Source organism: Anaerostipes stercorihominis (assembly GCF_057535655.1).
The window spans coordinates 1-16,944 of sequence record NZ_BAAJCL010000012.1 but is presented as its reverse complement, the minus strand read 5'-3'; the positions used below and the strand labels follow the sequence as shown (position 1 = coordinate 16,944).

The following is a 16,944-nucleotide window of genomic DNA, read 5'->3' as shown; positions in this document are numbered from 1 at the left end:
AACACAAAAAATAAGTCCACCTTAAACAGACAACTTCATAAACTCAGACATCATACACGCTCCTGCCGCTCCGGTTTCCATAATCTGATCCATGTTTTCTCTATGAATTCCTCCAATTCCATAGACCGGTATCTCTGCACATTCTACAGTTTGCCTTAAAAAATCAAGCCCTCTGGGTTTCAGCCCCTTTTTGCAGTCTGTGACAAAAACATGACCTGCAAAAACAAAATCCGCTCCTAAATCCTGTGCTTTTTTTGCCTCCTCCGGTTTATGAATGGATGTACTGACCGAGGTAAAGTCATCCAGATTCCCCGCTTCCTTTAAAAACATAGGAAATGGGAGATGTATTCGATCAATTTTTAAAGTTCTGGCTGCATTTACAAAATTATGAAGGGTCAGGGACGCTCCTGTTTCCTCACATATTTCTTTGCATTGTCCGGCAAGCTTAAGATATTCTTCCTCCGTCAGATCTTTTTCCCTCAAAACAATGGTCTTTAAATCCCGCCTCGTCAGATTTTTTATCACATCCAGAAACGGCTGCTTGCATAAATGACGATTTGTAACCGCAATCAAATGTTTTCCTTCCATATTAGACATCTTCCTCTCCCAACATTAATCGAATTGCCATATTTGCCTCATGTCCAGCACAGATGGAAACCCTCGCAGAAGTCAACGATTCCTCCTTAGAAATTCCATGGGTTTCATCTCCGCACACATAAAGACGTTTCATCGCTCGCCGCGTTTGAATTAAATTGGAGCTATAAGTTCCCGCCATACCGTTTCCGGAAATAATCTTGATATCAGGTAGCTCGATCAATGCCGTCTCAATGAGTTCTGTTTTCGCAAAAGCATCATCCAGAGCCTCACACAAAATTGACTCTCCTCCAAACAGTTCTTTTACATTTTCCTTTGTAATCTTTCCCTGATAGACTTCTACTTCCATCCACGGATTGATCTTATGAATCAACCCCTTTAAAGCCTCTGTCTTCGCCATGCCAATCTGATCTATGGTATACGCCTGACGATTTAAATTTGAAATATCCACAAAATCAAAATCCACTAGAAACAGCCTTTCAATTCCGGTCCTTGCAAGCATCAGCGCTATATTCGATCCCAATCCTCCAAGTCCCGCAATGGCTGCCCGACCTTTTTTTAACCGTTCCCGCACCACTCTGGTCTGACGTTCTGACAACGCCTGTTCAAATTCTTTTCTCGTTATCATCCTGATTCCTCTTTTCGACTTTATGCACTCATTATAACAATGTTTCTCGCAAAAGCAAAGAAGAATCACCGAAAGTGCAAAAAGACACATTCCGGGATTGTAAGGGTTGCCAGTCTCGGGCAAGCCCAGACTTCGACTCATCCCTATCACAAAAAGAACCAATATCCACTTTGGGATACCGGTTCTTTTTCTGTCATGAATCTCTATTCTGATCTTTCATTTTTTGGTTCATAATTCCCCCGATCTTGCCGGTTTCACTGGCAGACAAAGACTGCCAGCCGCCTTCCTTAATCCGATCTGCAAGTCCGAGTTCCACCGCGACCTCATATTTCAGCCGCTCTGTCTCGTCCATTTCTTCAAAGGACTTCTCTATAAATTCTTTTTCCTTTGCCATAACTGTATCATCCTTTCTTGATTTGCTAAGTATGTTCTCTCTTAGCATATCCAAAAAAATCAGAATCATTCATTCGCCTGTATGACAATGGTTCCACGCCGGCTTTCTTTGACACGAATCTTATCTTTTATGGATGAAATATTGGATGTACCTGCAATCAATGTTGCCGCCAAGGCAAACGTAATACTTTTTTTCATTAGTTCTTCCACTGTCGGTAATTGTTTTTGTTCCATGTAGGTATCCTCCTTTCTGATAGTATCTAGTATACCAGAAAGTTGTAACAATCCTGTGTTTTCTTTCTTAAGAAACCATGAGATTTTGTTAAATATTCATAAAATTTCAGCAACTAAATCAGGATACTTTGCCCCAATGCCAAAGAATAGATAATGACTTCCTTGACTTTTTTCTCCGTCACCTGCTCCAATGCCTGCTGATAGGCACGAAGCTGCACTTCATATCTCTTTTTCAGAAGATCTTTTCCACCTTCGTTCGGTACCCGATCTGTTTTATAGTCTACTAAAACAAGTTCTCCGTCCTCTTCAAAGTAAAGATCTATGATTCCCTGAACGACCACATAAGAATTCTCATGTCCCCCTTTGTGAAGCTTGGAAAACGGCACTCCCAATACAAACTGCTGTTCCTGAAATACCTTATCGCAAATGGCTGCCTTACGGATTCGTTTCCCTAAATCAGATTGTAAAAATAAAAGAATTTCTTTTCGATAAATCATCTTTTCATATTCTTTTTTCAATTTCCCTTCGCTGCACCAGACCGCAATCTGTTCATTCAGACTTTTCATCGTATAAGTTTTGGAAAAATCCAGAAGCTCTAAAACTTTGTGCACCGCCGTACCCTTAAAAACTGCAGAAAATTCTTTTTTTGGCTTGACAAATTCAGGAATTCTTCTCTCTTCTTCTCTCTCATCCTTTCGATGGATAGATTCTTCCGTATCAAACATCTGGCTCATACGTTTGATTTCCGAAACAGAATACTTCAATTGCCCCTTCGTCTCCGCCTGATTCCGATATTCGTAAGAAAATACTTCTTTTCGCCGTTCCACTTCCTCCTCTGGAATTTGATGGTATAGTCTCTGCAGAAAAATTTCCCGATCCATCTCTGTCTGCAGTTCTTTTGCGGCATTTTCCCATGCAAAATCTTCCAATGTCCAAATTTTCAGCCGAAAATCATTTTTGGGCACTCGCGGAAGAATTCTTAAAATCCAATCCAAATAAGAACCAGCTGAAATCAAATCCGCATATTCTGCCCTGCGAGAATCTTCCCAGTGAATTTCTTCCTTTCGGATTCCTGTAAGGATCAACTTTTCTTTCGCACGGGTCATCGCCACATAAAGCACACGAAGCTCTTCTCCCAACGCATCTTTTTTCATTTGACGGCTAATCATACTTTTTAGAATGGTCGTCTGTTTTCTTCTGTGAACAGGATCGATCCTGTCTGCACCGATAAAGTAGTCTCCATGGAAAATGATACTTCCCTTGCTGTCCTGCAAATTAAATTTCTGATGGAGCTTTGAAACAAATACAATCGGGTACTCCAGTCCCTTACTCTTATGTATGCTGGAAATATGCACGAGATCTTCATTCTCCCCTATCATATTTGCCTCTCCAAAATCCATATCGTATTCTTTGCACTGCTCTATAAACCGTATAAAATGAAACAATCCCTTCACCTGATGATGTTCAAAAGCCTTCGCCTGTTCCACCAGCATCTGCAAATTTCCCTGACGTTTTTTCCCCTGCGGCATTGCTCCTGCATAATAATAATACCCAGTCTGCTCTAACATCATCCACAGCAATTCTGTAAGAGACATATAAGTCTTTGCCCCACGGAACTGTTCCAGCAAAGAAAGCGTTTTTCCTGATAGCTCCAGAGTTTCTTTCGTATTTTTTAAGCACTCATACAATGACGAGGCATTTCCTTTTACTCTCAGCCATCCAAGGTCTTCCTCTGACATTCCGATGATCGGAGACCTCAGTACCGCCGCCATGTCAATATCCTGATAAACATTATCCACCACAGCCAGCAAACTTAAGATGGTACGTACCTCCACTGTATCAAAATAGCCTTTCTGGCTATTCGCAAAAGCAGGAATTCCCTTACCCATCAATTCCTTTTGGAGAATCTCTGCATTCCCTTTCATAGAACGTAGCAAGATGACAATATCGCTGTACCTTGCTTTCCGTAGACATGGATTTCCATCCCCGTCCTTTCCTGTAATCATCATTGGATTTTCCCCATGGATCATATGCTCAATTCGATCTGCAATCATCCTTGCCTCCAGGATCATCGCCTCTTCCTCTGATTGACTGACGACTTCCTGATCTAACAAAAGGATCTCAGTGAAAGCATCGCATCCGTCCGGAAACTCCATTGTGGGCACCAGTGCCACATTTTTTGTATATTCAATGTTCCCCAGACTCTCATGCATAATCTCATAAAAAATATCATTGACAAAATGCAGGACCTCTTTTCTGCTTCGGAAATTATTCCGCAGCTCAATCAGCTGGTATTCTTCTTCTTCTGCTTTTTGATACCGATGATATCTTTCCAAAAAAAGCTCCGGTTTCGCCAGACGAAAGCTGTAGATGCTTTGTTTTACATCTCCTACCATAAACATATTATGTCCGCCGCTGGCTTCTCTCGATATGCTTCGAAGGATTGCATCTTGAATATAATTGCTGTCCTGATATTCATCAATATAAATTTCTTCATATTCTTCTGACTTCTCTTCTGCAATTTTGCTTGGCACCGGTCTTCCATCTTCCTCAAAGTGATCAATTAACAATTGGAGAGCAAAATGTTCCATATCGTCAAAATCCATTATATTTTCTTCGATCTTTTTCTCGCTGTAGCGCTCCATAAAGTTCTCAGTCAAACGAATCAAAGCGGTCAAAGGAGCCCCCATCTGTTTGAGTTCTCGGTAAATCTCGTCTTCCTTTGCATAAAAATAAGCGCTGTGAAGCTCACTGATAAGACCATATGCGCGTTCTCGCAGCTTCTTACATTGCTCCTGCAGCTCAGGATCAATCATATCTGTTTTTTTCTTTCTGCCGCTTAATCTTGGTTTTTTTACTTCCAGAAACTTCTCACAAAATTCCCGAAAATTTTGTGTCTTTTGAAGATCTGATAAATTCTCAGCATCCTGTTCCAGAGTTTTCTGATAAAAATAAGGACCATTTTCCTGCTGCGCCAAATCTTTCGCCTGGGAAATCATACGAGCTGCACTTTTCAAAGACCTTTTGGCGTCTTTAAAAATATCATGTACAAACGGAGCCTTTTGAAATTCTTCCAACGAAGATACCGAAAGATTTTGCTCCGCTTCTAAAAGCCAACGCTTCGGTTCTACATGACTTCTTGCATTCTGATAAAGCTTCAAAATATAATCGCTGATGATCTGATCATTTTTCCCCGGAGAATAGGATTCAATGAAATTGATAAAATCCGGCTCCTTTTTCTCATAAGCTTCTTCTAATATTTCATCCAAAATCTCACTGCGCAGGACCGACAGACGTCCCTCCTCACCCGGTGAAATATTCGGATCAACACCCAGAACATAAAAATAATCCTCTACAAGATTCATACAAAAGCTGTGAATAGTCGTAATCTGAGCTTTATGTACCAAAGATAACTGTTTGGCACAGTGCTGATTTTGAGGATTTTCCTTGACTTTTTCATCCAAAGCCGCCGCAATTCTTTCCTTCATCTCTCCGGCTGCTGCTTTGGTAAACGTTACAACCAGCAGCCGGTCCACATCCAGAGGATGTTTTTCGTCTACAACTTTTTGAATAATACGCTCGACCAGCACGGCTGTCTTTCCTGAGCCTGCGGCGGCAGACACCAAAATATCTGCATCTCTTTGCTCAATGACTTTTTTCTGTTCTTTTGTCCAAGGCATGTTTTCCCTCCTCCAGCGATATTTTTTTTATTTTTTTAACCGGATCAACACCATTTTCATAAGCACAGATGTTTCTGAAACTGCAGTAATCACAAGGCATTCTTCCATTATATTCGTAAGGTTCAATGGAAATCTTTCCATCCATTAAAGAGTTTCCCAGCTCTGTAATCTTCTGGTGTACCATAGTTCCAAGATTTAACATCTGATTTGTATTTAACACAGAAGACCGCTTATCAAAACCGCTTTTTGTCGCACGAACCGGAAGCGTCAAATATCCTTCCGATCCGGCATGTTCCATTTGTGGGATCAAATGGAAATCTTCATTCACCACACCGCTCATTTTCATATCTTTCAGCAGATTTTCCTCTGTTTCTTTCAGATCTCCTCCTTCCACAATCGGATCGTCCAGATGAAAGTAAAACATCCCTGCCGGGTAAACTGCTTTGCCAGATTTCTTCTCATAAAGCTCCAGCATTGCATTCATATAGATCACAAGCTGCATCTGCAAACCGTGAAAAATTTTAGCAAAATCAAATTTCACATTTCCTGATTTGTAATCTAAAATTTTAATATACTTATTTTCTTCGTCCTCTATACTATCCATGCGGTCTACTACTCCTGAAAACATCATCTTCTTTCCATTTTCCAGCGAAAAGGTCATAGAATCCAAATGATTTCTTTCAGAAAAAGCAATCTCATACTCTTCCGGTGTAAAATCTCCTCTTAAAATATGCTGCTCCATAGCCCATACCGCTCGTTTGGAAATCCGTTTCATACGCTCCAGTAAATACTCATTACGGCTGGTACTAAAAAAGATTTCTTTCTGAACTTCCGATACCGCGTCCTCTACCACCTGACATACAAAAGCATCTCTGGAATCATCATCCGCAAATTTCCAATCCGTACGTTTCCCCACAAACTCCATCGTTTTATGAAAAATCTGTCCCATATCTGCCGGAAGAATTTCATATACCAGTCGCTCCCGAAGCTTCAGTCCATACTGCATAAAATGTGCAAATGCGCATCCCGCAAACTGCTCCATCCTTGTCACACTTCCGGACAATACATCGCCATAAAGACAGTGTATCAAATCCACACTCAGAGGCGCCGCTTCATTTTTATAAAACTTCGCATCCACATAATCTGCCACTGGTTTAAAGTCTTTCAGCGCAAAATAAAGACTTTGCATCCATGAGAAGTTATCTCCCTGCAAATCCGATTGAAGACATGCAATCATCTGTTCCAGCGCTTCCTCCACAGTGTATCCTGTATTTTCCATTTCTGATTCTCCCATCACCTTTAGCTTTGGAAAAATTTTCCGAAATCGTTCAATGAAATAAGAAGGACGTCTTTGCTCTCCGGCGGCGCTCATTCGACTGTAAGATAAATACAATTGATCCGACGGCTTGGAAACTGCCAAATATAAATAAAACTGTTCCATATAGGCCGACTGCCTCAACCCGGGCGCTAAATTCAATCCATAATCGCCTAGGATTTCCCTTTGACGATCGTTCATAACCCCTCCTCCTTCGCTGACTGCCGGAACCATTCCTTCATTTACGCCAAGAAAAAATAATACCTTGACTCCCTGAGTTCTCGTTCGCTTTACATCGCCAATGACCACCTGATCCAGGCTGGGCGGAATCACTCCCATTTCCATTTCTTCCAGACCGCTTTCCAAAACAGAAAAGAAATCATCGTAAGAAAGCTTCTCTTCTCCCAGAATATCTGCCATCTGTTCCATCAAATCTAAAACCTGGTCGTAGACCTTGCTATAAGTACTTGCCTGAAGAAGATCTCCTCTCTCCAAAAAAACTTCCTGCTGCACTTTCATTTTTCCATAAACATCTATTTGTTCTAAAAATTCATACAGGCAGATAACCTTCTTTAAAACGGTACTGTTTCTCCGTTTCAGACCCGTTTTTAAAGGTTTCACTTCTTCCATAAAACGCTGTCTTAAAGTTTCCGCCAGCGCTGTCTCTTCTTCCGTAAATGCTTTGGAAGTAAACGGACGATTCCATCTGGCAAATCCGCGAATTCCAAGCGCCACCACATAATTTTCCAGAAAGTCTGCCTCTTCCAAAGACAAGCATGAAAAGCCGGATTTTAAATAGCGAAACACCATATCATAAGAAAAATCCATTTGAATCATCTTTAAAGCAGACAGAATCGTTTCAATGCATGGATGGTTGAGCAGTTTTCGATTGGCATCCACAAAGTAAGGAATGTGAAGATCTTCAAAACTTTTTTCCAGTTGACTTTGATAATCCTGCATATCTGCTGTTAAAACTACAATGTCCTGATAGCGATAACGTCCTGACCGAACCAATGTCTCAATTCGATTTGCAGCCATACGGCTTTCTTCTCTGGGATTTAGACAGCAGCAAATCTTCAAATCCTCCGGTTCTTCTAAATACTGTCCATAAGGAAAACGCTCGATGTTTTGTTCTAAAAAACGCAGCTCTTTGGAATCTCTTTCATCCGGCTCGCAGACAATATCCGGAAGAACTTCTGTTCCTGCGCTTTGTGCAAGAGAAATTAATTCCTGTCGTTCTTTTTTCGGCATAGCAAACAGTTCGTATTCTCGATATGGTGTCTTGAAAGCCCCTATATCCAGCGTCAGTGATACATATACCTTATCTGCAATACGCAGTAATTTTTCAATGACTTTTCTCTGAATAGGAGTAAAGCCCGTAAATCCATCCAAATAAAATACTGCATGGTTTAATTTTTCAGATATTTGAATCTTATCTGCAAGAACATCCAACAGCTGCTCCGAAATTAAATAACGATCTTTAATATATTCTTCAAATCCCTGCATAATCAACAAAAGATCCTGCATTTTTGCACGCAGTCCTTCCTGCTGTATTTGCTCAGTAACCTGCTGCAGCGCTTCCTTGGAAATATCATACTGATAAATTTCGGCAAAAAAAGATTTTAATTCATCAATAAATCCCTGCTTTTTCATGCTGGAGCCAAAAACTTTCAGTTGTTTTTTTCTCTGCTCCATCACTTTTCTAATCACCATGGACTTTCCTTCATCTTCCAAAAGATCCTTGGGTACATAGGATAATTCCTCAAATACCCTATAAGCCAAACGAAAAAATCCTACCACATCGATCTGAAAGGTTCCGTGTCTGGGATGTCTTTTTACCAATTCACTTTGAGCAGTTAATGTTGACTGATCCGGTACAATCAGAAAAAAATCCTGGTCTTCGTGTTTCATAGATTCCTCAATCATTCGTTCAAAAATATAACTGGTTTTTCCGGATCTCGCCGGTCCTAAAATAAATTGTAATGCCATGCTTTCCCCCTTTTTCTTCAAATATAACATTTGGAACACCTGAATGCAATACAACCCATTTCAGGTTCTATTTCTTCCAAAAACAACATATATTATAATAGAATCTTTTTAGGAGGAAGCCATGTCATCAAAAACGAAAATTGTCGTCTTCAAAGCCAGGGAACTTATTTACACCGGGATTTTTATTCTGCTTGGAATCCTGTTGATATTACTACTGATTTTTATGTTTATGCCGTCTGATAAAAAAGAAGCAGCAAAAGAAACATCCGGTTACATAGAAGGAGTCTATTCTTCACCTCTTCAATTAGGTGAAAACGAGCTGGAGCTTCAAGTCACCGTCAAAGACGGCAAAGCACAATCTGCTTCCTTGAAACATTTAAGTAAAACAGTCAAAACAATGTATCCTCTGATCGAGCCATCTCTCACCCAAATCAATGAACAGCTTCCAAAGGTTGACAGTGTCGACGAACTTAAATTCGGAAATCAAAATCAGTACACCAATACCATATTAAAACAGGCAATTAAAAATGCATTAAAAAAAGCGCAGGAATAAAATTTTCCTGCACTTTTTCTCTCCAACCATAGTATTATTTTGAATTGGACTTATATTCTGTTACTTTTTTTGTTTTGGTATCTTTGCGGTAAATTTTTCCTGTATCTTTATCTACATAGAAATCTCCATATTTTTTACCGGAATCATCTGATGTGTCATAGATCTCAAAATGATATCCTTTTGCACCATCTCGATATTCTTTCGTATCCTTTGTTTCATTGCGCACTTCATATTTTGCGTTTTTATTGTCTTTTCCCAGACGATTTAACAGATAATCATGAGCATCATCGTAATTGTCAAAACCATTTGCCACATCGTCCACTGCGTCTGCCGCACCGTTCGCTACATCATCTACTGCATCTGCCGCACCATCTGCTACATCATCCACCGCATCTGCGGCATCATCTGCCACACTGTCTTCGTCGGTACTTGCAGAGGCATTTTCTGAAGTTCCCTCTGTCGTCGCCTTGTTATCATCGTTTTTGTTCCGACATCCGGTAAATACAACAGACGTGCCAAAAACAAACGTCATTACAACGCACATTGTCAAAATTGTTTTTTTCATATTAACTTCTCCTTTTCTTCTAAACAATTTTATAAGCTTAGTTTGTCCAGAAGAAAAGAAATTATTTATTCTTGAAATACTTTTTTCGGATTTAATAAATTTTTCGGATCCAGCGCTTTCTTAATACTTTGCATTGCCTGAAGATTGGTTTGTTCCATCGCTCTCAAAAAATATGTTTTTTTGCTCAGACCAATGCCATGTTCTCCGGAAGTCAAACCTCCAAGTTCATGACTCTTATCATAAATTTTTTTCAAAACAATTCTGCTTAAATGGTCCCACTCTTTTGCACTGCGGTCTCCCCGAATGACACAAAGATGGACATTGCCGTCTCCTGCGTGCCCGAAACTTATCATAGAAACTCCGGTCTCTTGCTCCACCATATGTACATATTCAATAAATTTTGCAGATTGATTGATCGGAACCACAATATCCACCGGAATTTGTTCAGATTTTGCTTCCACTGCTTTCACAAGGCATCCCCGGATCGTCCAGACCGTATCCACGATTTTTTGATCTTCCAACACAAGCACATCCATAGCATGGCAGTCTACCGCAATCTTTCTCAGCCTGTCAATTCTGTGACTGATCTCGCTCAGATCCTCCCCATCTAATGTCAAAATCAGATAAGCGCCTGCATTGGGATAAGGAAAGGACAGTCCAGTATAATCTTCTCCCAAAGAAATCACCGTTCTCTCCACGAACTCAATGGCAGTAGGATCTACATTTCCACGAATCACATGGAAAACTCCACCGATTCCGCTTTTTAAATCTTCAAAAGGCAATAACACTCCTACGGATACCGACGGCTTTATGATTAATTTCAAAACAGCTTTTGTAATAATCCCCAGTGTTCCTTCTGATCCAATGAAAAGCTGCTTCAACGCAAGTCCGGAACTATCCTTGACTGTTTTGGTTCCGACCTTCATGATCTCTCCGTTGGGCAGCACAACTTCAAGACTTCGGACATAATCTCTGGTAACCCCATATTTTACCGCTCGCATACCACCAGCATTGGTACTGATATTTCCGCCAATGGTTGCCTTTTTTTCTCCCGGATCCGGAGGATAAAAGAGCCCCAGCTTCTCCACCTCACTCTGAAAATCACTAAGAACCACTCCCGGCTCCACAGTTGCCGTCATTGTCTCCTGATCAATCTCAAGAATTCGGTTCATCTTAGATAGATCTAACACAATGGCGCCTTCTTCCGGTACCGTGGAACCGACCAAATTGGTTCCGGCTCCTCTTGGAGTCACCGGAATATTATGTTCAAAGGCAAACTTCATAACCCTGCTTACTTCCTCTGTTGTTTTCGCAAAAACCAGCGCTCCTGCCGATCCTTTCATTCGCCCTAAACTATCTGTCAAATATACTTCCTCTATCTGATCTAAAATCACACGTTCGGGATCTTCTATTAAGTTTAATAATTCTTCCATGGTCATTCTTCCTTTATTTTCTGGTAAATGCCATTGCAATTTTATCTCCAATCCATTGTCCCAGCTGCACGATAACAATTAGCACTACGACCGTAAAAAGTAAAACTCCCGTCTGGTAACGATTATATCCGTACATAATTGCAAGATTTCCGATTCCTCCGCCTCCGACTGCACCTGCCATTGCAGAGTATCCGATAATGCTTACAAAGGTAACAGTCAAAGCGCGAATTAATCCCGGAGTTGCCTCCACAAACAATACTTTTCGGATAATAAGCCAGGTACTTGCCCCGGAAGCAACCGCCGCTTCAATGACTCCCTTATCCACTTCACTAAATGCACCCTCAACCAATCTGGCAAAAAATGCAATGGATGCGATGGACAGGGAAACGGATGCAGCAAGAGCGCCAATGGAAGTTCCCACAACAATCCTGGTCACCGGAATCAATACAATGATCAGAATGATAAACGGCATAGAGCGGATAATATTAATAATTGTTCCCGCAATTCCATTGATCACCCGGTTTTTATAAAACAGCGGATTGGATGTTAAATGTAAAATTAATCCAAGCACTGTTCCAAGCACTGCGGCGGCAACCATGGCAATCAACACCATTTGAAAGGTCTCAAAGGATGCCTGCGCAAATTCTGATTCTATGATTTCAAACGTCTCACTCATGTTCATTTCCTCCCAATTTCTCCAGCTTATAAACATTTTTCTCAATATAATCTAAAGCTCTGGCACGTTCCTCTGCCTCTCCTCTAAGAATCACAACCAACATTCCAAAAGGTTTGTTATGAATATCATCTACTTTTCCATTGATAATATCCATGGTAATATTATAATTTTTCGATGCCATGCTGATGACCGGATCATAGGAATCGTCCCCTGTATAACTCAGACGAAGTAATTCCTCATCCTCCTTCACCATTAATGCTTCCGGCACATTCACATTGAGAACTCTGTCTACTAAACTTTTTGCAATATCGGATTTCGGTTCTGTGAAAGCGCTATAAATATCCGTTACCTCTTTTAGTTTCCCTTGTTCCATAAATGCAATACGGTCAAATAATTTTTTTGCAACTTCCATTTCATGGGTAATAAACACAATGGTAATATTTGTTTTTTCATTAATTTCTTTTAATAATGAAACAATTTCTTCTGTATTCTCAAGATCCAATGCCGAGGTTGCTTCATCACAGAGAAGAATTTCCGGGTTGTTTGCGAGAGCTCTTGCAATGGCAACCCTCTGCTTCTGCCCCCCACTTAAATTGGCAGGATATGCATCCGCCTTTTCCGGAAGATGCACCAGCTCCAGAAGTTCCTTGACTCTCTGCTGAATCTTATCCTTTGGATAGTGATTTGCATACAAAGAAAATGCAACATTTTCTGCAATTGTGGAACCGCTGATCAAATTAAAGTGCTGAAAAATCATTCCGATATTCAAGCGAACATTTCTCAATTCCTTTCGGTTTAGTCTGGTAATGTCCTGTCCTTCAATCAGCACCTGCCCTTTTGTAGGACGCTGCAAAAGATTGATGACACGAACCAATGTGCTCTTTCCGGCACCGCTCGGTCCGACGATACCAAAAACCTCTCCCTTTTCAATGGTAAGACTTACATCATCTACCGCCTTAAACAAATGGCCTTTCTCTCCGAATGCCACATCAATATTCTTTAACTCAATCACGTTTTCCACCCTTTCTCGTCATTTATTTCTCATATTTTTCCACCCACCACTGCGGTTTCTGGAAATCTTTAAATTTGCTTCCTTTCTTTGTAATAGCAGTATAAAATTCTTTGGATTCAACAGCCGCTTTGAGATCTTTGCCCAGTTGGCGGTTCAAATTCTCCTTCTTGACTGCAATCACATTTTTATAACCTTCCGCTAAGGTCTCAAGCGCCAGTGCATTGCCAAAGTCAAGGTTTGCCGCATAAGCATAATTCCCCGGAATCACACCGATTGCCAAACTATCCAGATTTCTGGAAATTTGCGCTGCATCCAGGGTCTCAAACTTTAAGTTTTTTGGATTCGATGCAATATCTTTTACCGCTGCCTTCGTATCCTCTACCCCGGATTTTATTGTAATTAGTTTTTCTTTCCGCAAAATTCCCAGTGCTCTTGCAAGGTTGGAAGGGTCATTTGGAATCCCTACCTTATCTCCATCTTTTAAGTCTTTTAAATCTTTAATTGTATTTGAAAAAATCCCGGCACCTGCCGTGGGCACGCTGATCACTTTGGCAAGTTCTAACTTATTATCCTTGGAAAATTTCTCCAAATATACTGTATGCTGCATTAAATTGGCATCAATTTCCCCATTGGCAAGGGCCTTGTCCGGTAAAATATAATCACTGAATTCTGTCACCTTAACCTGATACCCTTTTTTCTCAAGAATCGGCGAAATTGCTTGTTTGACCATTTCTCCATAAGGTCCTGCGCACACGCCGATAGTAATTTCTTTTTTCTTCTCCTTTTTACCGCAGCCGGATAATAATACACTGACGGTCAATATCCCAATCATAACAATTCCCACTAATTTTTTCAATCTTTTCATCGTCTTTCTCCTCTTTTTCTATTACTTTTTTACTTTCCGCCCGTCTCTTTAAAATCCTTCAGCTTCTTTAGTCTCCGCAAGGCTTCTTTTAAAGTTTCATCCTTTTTAGCAAAGTGCAGCCGAATATAATTTTGTACATTTTCTTGGAAAAAGCTGGAGCCGGGCACCGCAGCCACACCAATCTCTTGAATCAGCCATTTGCAGAACTGCAAATCACTGGAATATCCAAATTTTGAAATATCCACCAAAACATAATAAGCGCCCTGCGGTTCATAAAATTCCAATCCAGCCTCTCGAAGCCCCCGCAGAAATAAATCTCTCTTTCTTGTATACATCTCTCGAAATTCTTGATAATAAAAATCGTCAAACGCAAGACCTGCTGCCGCTGCTTTTTGAAGCGGAGCCGCCGCACCGACGGTTAAGAAATCATGAACTTTCTTGCACACTCCAGCAATTTCTTTTGGCGCAATAACATATCCGATTCTCCATCCTGTAATGGAATATGTTTTGGATAAAGAACTGCAGCAAACAGTTCTTCTTCGCATCCCCGGAAGACTTGCAAAATAGATATATTCGTTGGGTTCATACACAATATGCTCGTAGACTTCATCTGTAATTACATAAGTATCGAATTCCTCTGCCAGCTCTGCAATATAGGTCAGTTCCTCTCTCGTAAAAACTTTGCCCGTCGGATTTGATGGATGACAAAGAATCAATGCTTTTGGCTTTTGCTCAAAAGCTCTGCGAAGTTCTTCTCTGTCAAAACAAAACTCCGGGGGCACCAACGGAACATAGATTGGCTCTGCACCGCATAAAATTGTATCTGCTGAATAATTTTCATAGAAAGGAGAAAAAATAACCACCTTATCTCCGGGTTCGCAAATCGCTTTCATTGCTGTCATCATCGCCTCTGTGGAGCCGCAGGTAACCACGATTTCCTCTTCAGGATCAATTTCAAAGCCCATGAGTTTTGACTGCTTCCTTGAAAGAAGCTCCCGAAACAATTTTGATCCCCACGTAATTTCATATTGATGCGGTCCATGATCCGCTGTATTTTTTAACGCCTCCAATAATTCTTCCGGCGGATCAAAATCGGGAAATCCCTGTGCCAGATTGATTGTGTTGTCTGCAGAAAGCCTTGTCATCATCCGGATGACAGACTCTCCAAATCCATTCAGTGAACTGCTTAATTTCTGCATCCAATTTCCTCCTCTCACATCCTTGTACGTTTTGTTCTCTTCTGGATGCTCTAAAGTATAGCAAAAGAATAGAAATTTGTATAATATGAAAAACTTTGGATTTGCTATAGTTTTTTTTAATAGGGACCCACAGATAAACAATTTATACTTCAAAACATCGGGTATAAAAATCCTAAAAAATTTCCTCTAAAAGACAAAATGGACAGAAAACTTCTGTCCATCTTGTCCACATCCATTTCTATGATACGGTCATATAACTATAAATTAAAATATTTTAAATAAGAATTTCCTATTTCCGGCATTTTTACATGAAAATTATCTGCAACGGTTGCTCCAACCGCCGCAAATGTTTCGGCTTCCGGAAGCCGAAATCCATCCGCTTTCAGCGAAGGAGAATAGCTGACAAACGGTACTTTCTCACGAGTATGATCGGTCCCCGGAGCAGTCGGATCATTTCCATGATCCGCAGAAAGAATCAGAAGATCATTCTGCCTTAAACTTTTCAAAAGCTCTCCGAGTCCCATATCAAATTTTTCCAATTCCTTTGCATAACCTTCGGGATTCCTGCGATGCCCCCAAAGAGCATCAAAATCTACTAAATTCGTAAAACATAATCCGCAAAAATCCTTCTTCGCCTGTTCTATCGTCTGTTCCATCCCATGAACAGAACTTTGAGACCGATACGCCTGGGTAATTCCCTCAGAATCAAAAATATCATTAATTTTTCCAACACTAATAACATCATAATTCTCATCCTCTAATTCATTTAACACCGTTCGCCCAAATGGTTTTAATGCATAGTCATGACGATTGCTTGTGCGGCTAAAATTGTCTTTGGAATTCCCTATATACGGTCGGGCAATGACTCTTCCTACTTTATATTCATCTTTTAAAGTGAGTTCGCGTGCAATTTCACAACACCGGTATAACTCCTGCAATCCGAATGTTTGCTCATGCCCGCACATTTGCAGTACAGAATCCGCAGAGGTATACACAATCAATTCTCCCGTCTTCATCTGCCGCTCTCCAAGTTCCTTTAAAATCTCCGTTCCGCTTGCGGATTTATTTCCAATCACTTTATGTCCCGTTCTCTTTTCCAATTCATCTATGAGCGATTTTGGAAATCCGTTTTCGGTAAAAGTCTGAAAAGGGGCTTTCACATTTAACCCCATCATTTCCCAATGTCCGGTCATGGTATCTTTTCCGTTGCTGATCTCTCTCATCTTTGCAAAATAACCCAAAGGATGTTTCACCGGTTTCACATGAGCTATCTTATGTAGATTTGCAAATCCGAGTTTTTGCATATTGGGAATGTTCAGAGTATCCACAGCTGCCGATAAATGCCCCAAAGTATCCACATCATGATCTCCAAACTTTTCTGCATCCGGCATACTTCCAACTCCTAAAGAATCTAAAACAATTAAAAAAACTCTTTGAAACTGCATTCCTTTCCTTCCTTTCTACTACAATATATTTATGGTTAATATCCCTTACAACCAGTAAGGAATTATCCTTCTTATTGCTTAAGCTGTATAATGATGGAGCAATCGGTAGGTCGTTTCCTTTCCTGAACTTTGCGTGGTCCTATGTCAAGAAAAAACACAAATGAAATGTAACCAATTTTCTCTATTTTTAGCAAAGTTTAACTTGCAATTTTTACTGCATTCTTTTCAAGCTTTTCGAGATATTGTTCCTCGTATTCAGTTGGAGACAAATATCCACAATGACTGTGAATGCGTATGGTATTGTAAAATGTTTCGATGTATTCAAAAATCAATTTATATGCATGCGTGTAGTTGAAGATTTTA

General features: G+C 40.4%; 15 protein-coding genes. 1 reads left to right on the top strand and 14 read right to left on the bottom strand.

Translation table 11 applies throughout. The features are described from left to right. Positions 1-21: 21 nt before the first annotated feature. From AC27EF_RS10540 to AC27EF_RS10515, 6 genes are all read right to left on the bottom strand, one after another. On the bottom strand, positions 22-597 hold the full coding sequence (locus AC27EF_RS10540) for a thiamine phosphate synthase (protein WP_487110717.1): 576 nt from the start codon (positions 595-597) through the stop codon (positions 22-24). After that, complete coding sequence (thiF, locus tag AC27EF_RS10535) at positions 590-1,222, bottom strand: sulfur carrier protein ThiS adenylyltransferase ThiF (RefSeq protein WP_487110716.1); 633 nt, start codon at positions 1,220-1,222, stop codon at positions 590-592. Before thiF ends, AC27EF_RS10540 begins: the two co-directional genes overlap by 8 nt. 193 nt (positions 1,223-1,415) lie before the next feature. After that, positions 1,416-1,616, bottom strand: a complete 201-nt coding sequence (locus tag AC27EF_RS10530) for an alpha/beta-type small acid-soluble spore protein (RefSeq protein WP_487110715.1) — start codon at positions 1,614-1,616, stop codon at positions 1,416-1,418. A 65-nt stretch (positions 1,617-1,681) separates the two neighbouring features. After that, positions 1,682-1,849, bottom strand: a complete 168-nt coding sequence (locus AC27EF_RS10525; protein WP_487110714.1) for a hypothetical protein — start codon at positions 1,847-1,849, stop codon at positions 1,682-1,684. Positions 1,850-1,962: 113 nt separating this feature from the next. After that, positions 1,963-5,529, bottom strand: a complete 3,567-nt coding sequence (addA, locus tag AC27EF_RS10520) for a helicase-exonuclease AddAB subunit AddA (protein WP_487110713.1) — start codon at positions 5,527-5,529, stop codon at positions 1,963-1,965. Beyond that, a complete protein-coding gene (locus tag AC27EF_RS10515) occupies positions 5,495-8,833 on the bottom strand; it encodes a PD-(D/E)XK nuclease family protein (protein WP_487110712.1) in 3,339 nt (1,112 codons plus the stop codon). The genes addA and AC27EF_RS10515 overlap by 35 nt, the downstream gene beginning before the upstream one ends. A gap of 121 nt (positions 8,834-8,954) precedes the next feature. Here AC27EF_RS10515 and AC27EF_RS10510 point away from each other — a divergent pair, with 121 nt between their 5' ends. Beyond that, positions 8,955-9,386: a hypothetical protein gene (locus AC27EF_RS10510; protein ID WP_487110711.1), complete on the top strand. Its 432-nt coding sequence runs from the start codon at positions 8,955-8,957 to the stop codon at positions 9,384-9,386. A 34-nt stretch (positions 9,387-9,420) separates the two neighbouring features. Here AC27EF_RS10510 and AC27EF_RS10505 read toward each other — a convergent pair whose 3' ends face one another. From AC27EF_RS10505 to AC27EF_RS10470, 8 genes are all read right to left on the bottom strand, one after another. Then, complete coding sequence (locus tag AC27EF_RS10505; protein ID WP_487110710.1) at positions 9,421-9,951, bottom strand: ubiquinone biosynthesis protein; 531 nt, start codon at positions 9,949-9,951, stop codon at positions 9,421-9,423. A 65-nt stretch (positions 9,952-10,016) separates the two neighbouring features. Beyond that, positions 10,017-11,384: an FAD-binding oxidoreductase gene (locus tag AC27EF_RS10500; RefSeq protein WP_487110709.1), complete on the bottom strand. Its 1,368-nt coding sequence runs from the start codon at positions 11,382-11,384 to the stop codon at positions 10,017-10,019. Between the two features lie 13 nt (positions 11,385-11,397). Then, entirely contained in the window at positions 11,398-12,060 is a 663-nt protein-coding gene (locus AC27EF_RS10495) for a methionine ABC transporter permease (protein ID WP_487110708.1), read from the bottom strand. After that, positions 12,053-13,072, bottom strand: coding sequence for a methionine ABC transporter ATP-binding protein (locus AC27EF_RS10490; RefSeq protein WP_487110707.1), 1,020 nt, complete (start codon positions 13,070-13,072; stop codon positions 12,053-12,055). The genes AC27EF_RS10495 and AC27EF_RS10490 overlap by 8 nt, the downstream gene beginning before the upstream one ends. A 22-nt stretch (positions 13,073-13,094) precedes the next feature. After that, on the bottom strand, positions 13,095-13,937 hold the full coding sequence (locus tag AC27EF_RS10485) for a MetQ/NlpA family ABC transporter substrate-binding protein (protein ID WP_487110706.1): 843 nt from the start codon (positions 13,935-13,937) through the stop codon (positions 13,095-13,097). 29 nt (positions 13,938-13,966) lie between these two features. Further along, positions 13,967-15,136, bottom strand: coding sequence for a pyridoxal phosphate-dependent aminotransferase (locus AC27EF_RS10480; RefSeq protein WP_487110705.1), 1,170 nt, complete (start codon positions 15,134-15,136; stop codon positions 13,967-13,969). A 257-nt stretch (positions 15,137-15,393) separates the two neighbouring features. Then, positions 15,394-16,581 (bottom strand): phosphopentomutase, encoded by a 1,188-nt coding sequence (locus AC27EF_RS10475; RefSeq protein ID WP_487110704.1) that lies wholly within the window; start codon positions 16,579-16,581, stop codon positions 15,394-15,396. Positions 16,582-16,778: 197 nt separating this feature from the next. Next, the gene (locus AC27EF_RS10470) at positions 16,779-16,913 is read right to left on the bottom strand and encodes an IS3 family transposase (RefSeq protein WP_487110777.1); all 135 of its coding nucleotides are present in this window, start codon (positions 16,911-16,913) and stop codon (positions 16,779-16,781) included. Positions 16,914-16,944 lie beyond the last annotated feature (31 nt).

Bases quoted from the DNA above. Each gene is read 5' to 3' on its own strand.
- thiF (WP_487110716.1), bottom strand. From the start codon at position 1,222: ATGATAACGAGAAAAGAATTTGAACAGGCGTTGTCAGAACGTCAGACC.
- AC27EF_RS10515 (WP_487110712.1), bottom strand. From the start codon at position 8,833: ATGGCATTACAATTTATTTTAGGACCGGCGAGATCCGGAAAAACCAGT.
- AC27EF_RS10475 (WP_487110704.1), bottom strand. From the start codon at position 16,581: ATGCAGTTTCAAAGAGTTTTTTTAATTGTTTTAGATTCTTTAGGAGTT.
- AC27EF_RS10505 (WP_487110710.1), bottom strand. From the start codon at position 9,951: ATGAAAAAAACAATTTTGACAATGTGCGTTGTAATGACGTTTGTTTTT.
- AC27EF_RS10530 (WP_487110715.1), bottom strand. From the start codon at position 1,616: ATGGCAAAGGAAAAAGAATTTATAGAGAAGTCCTTTGAAGAAATGGAC.
- AC27EF_RS10525 (WP_487110714.1), bottom strand. From the start codon at position 1,849: ATGGAACAAAAACAATTACCGACAGTGGAAGAACTAATGAAAAAAAGT.
- AC27EF_RS10540 (WP_487110717.1), bottom strand. From the start codon at position 597: ATGTCTAATATGGAAGGAAAACATTTGATTGCGGTTACAAATCGTCAT.
- AC27EF_RS10480 (WP_487110705.1), bottom strand. From the start codon at position 15,136: ATGCAGAAATTAAGCAGTTCACTGAATGGATTTGGAGAGTCTGTCATC.
- AC27EF_RS10495 (WP_487110708.1), bottom strand. From the start codon at position 12,060: ATGAGTGAGACGTTTGAAATCATAGAATCAGAATTTGCGCAGGCATCC.
- AC27EF_RS10500 (WP_487110709.1), bottom strand. From the start codon at position 11,384: ATGGAAGAATTATTAAACTTAATAGAAGATCCCGAACGTGTGATTTTA.
- AC27EF_RS10510 (WP_487110711.1), top strand. From the start codon at position 8,955: ATGTCATCAAAAACGAAAATTGTCGTCTTCAAAGCCAGGGAACTTATT.
- AC27EF_RS10485 (WP_487110706.1), bottom strand. From the start codon at position 13,937: ATGAAAAGATTGAAAAAATTAGTGGGAATTGTTATGATTGGGATATTG.
- addA (WP_487110713.1), bottom strand. From the start codon at position 5,529: ATGCCTTGGACAAAAGAACAGAAAAAAGTCATTGAGCAAAGAGATGCA.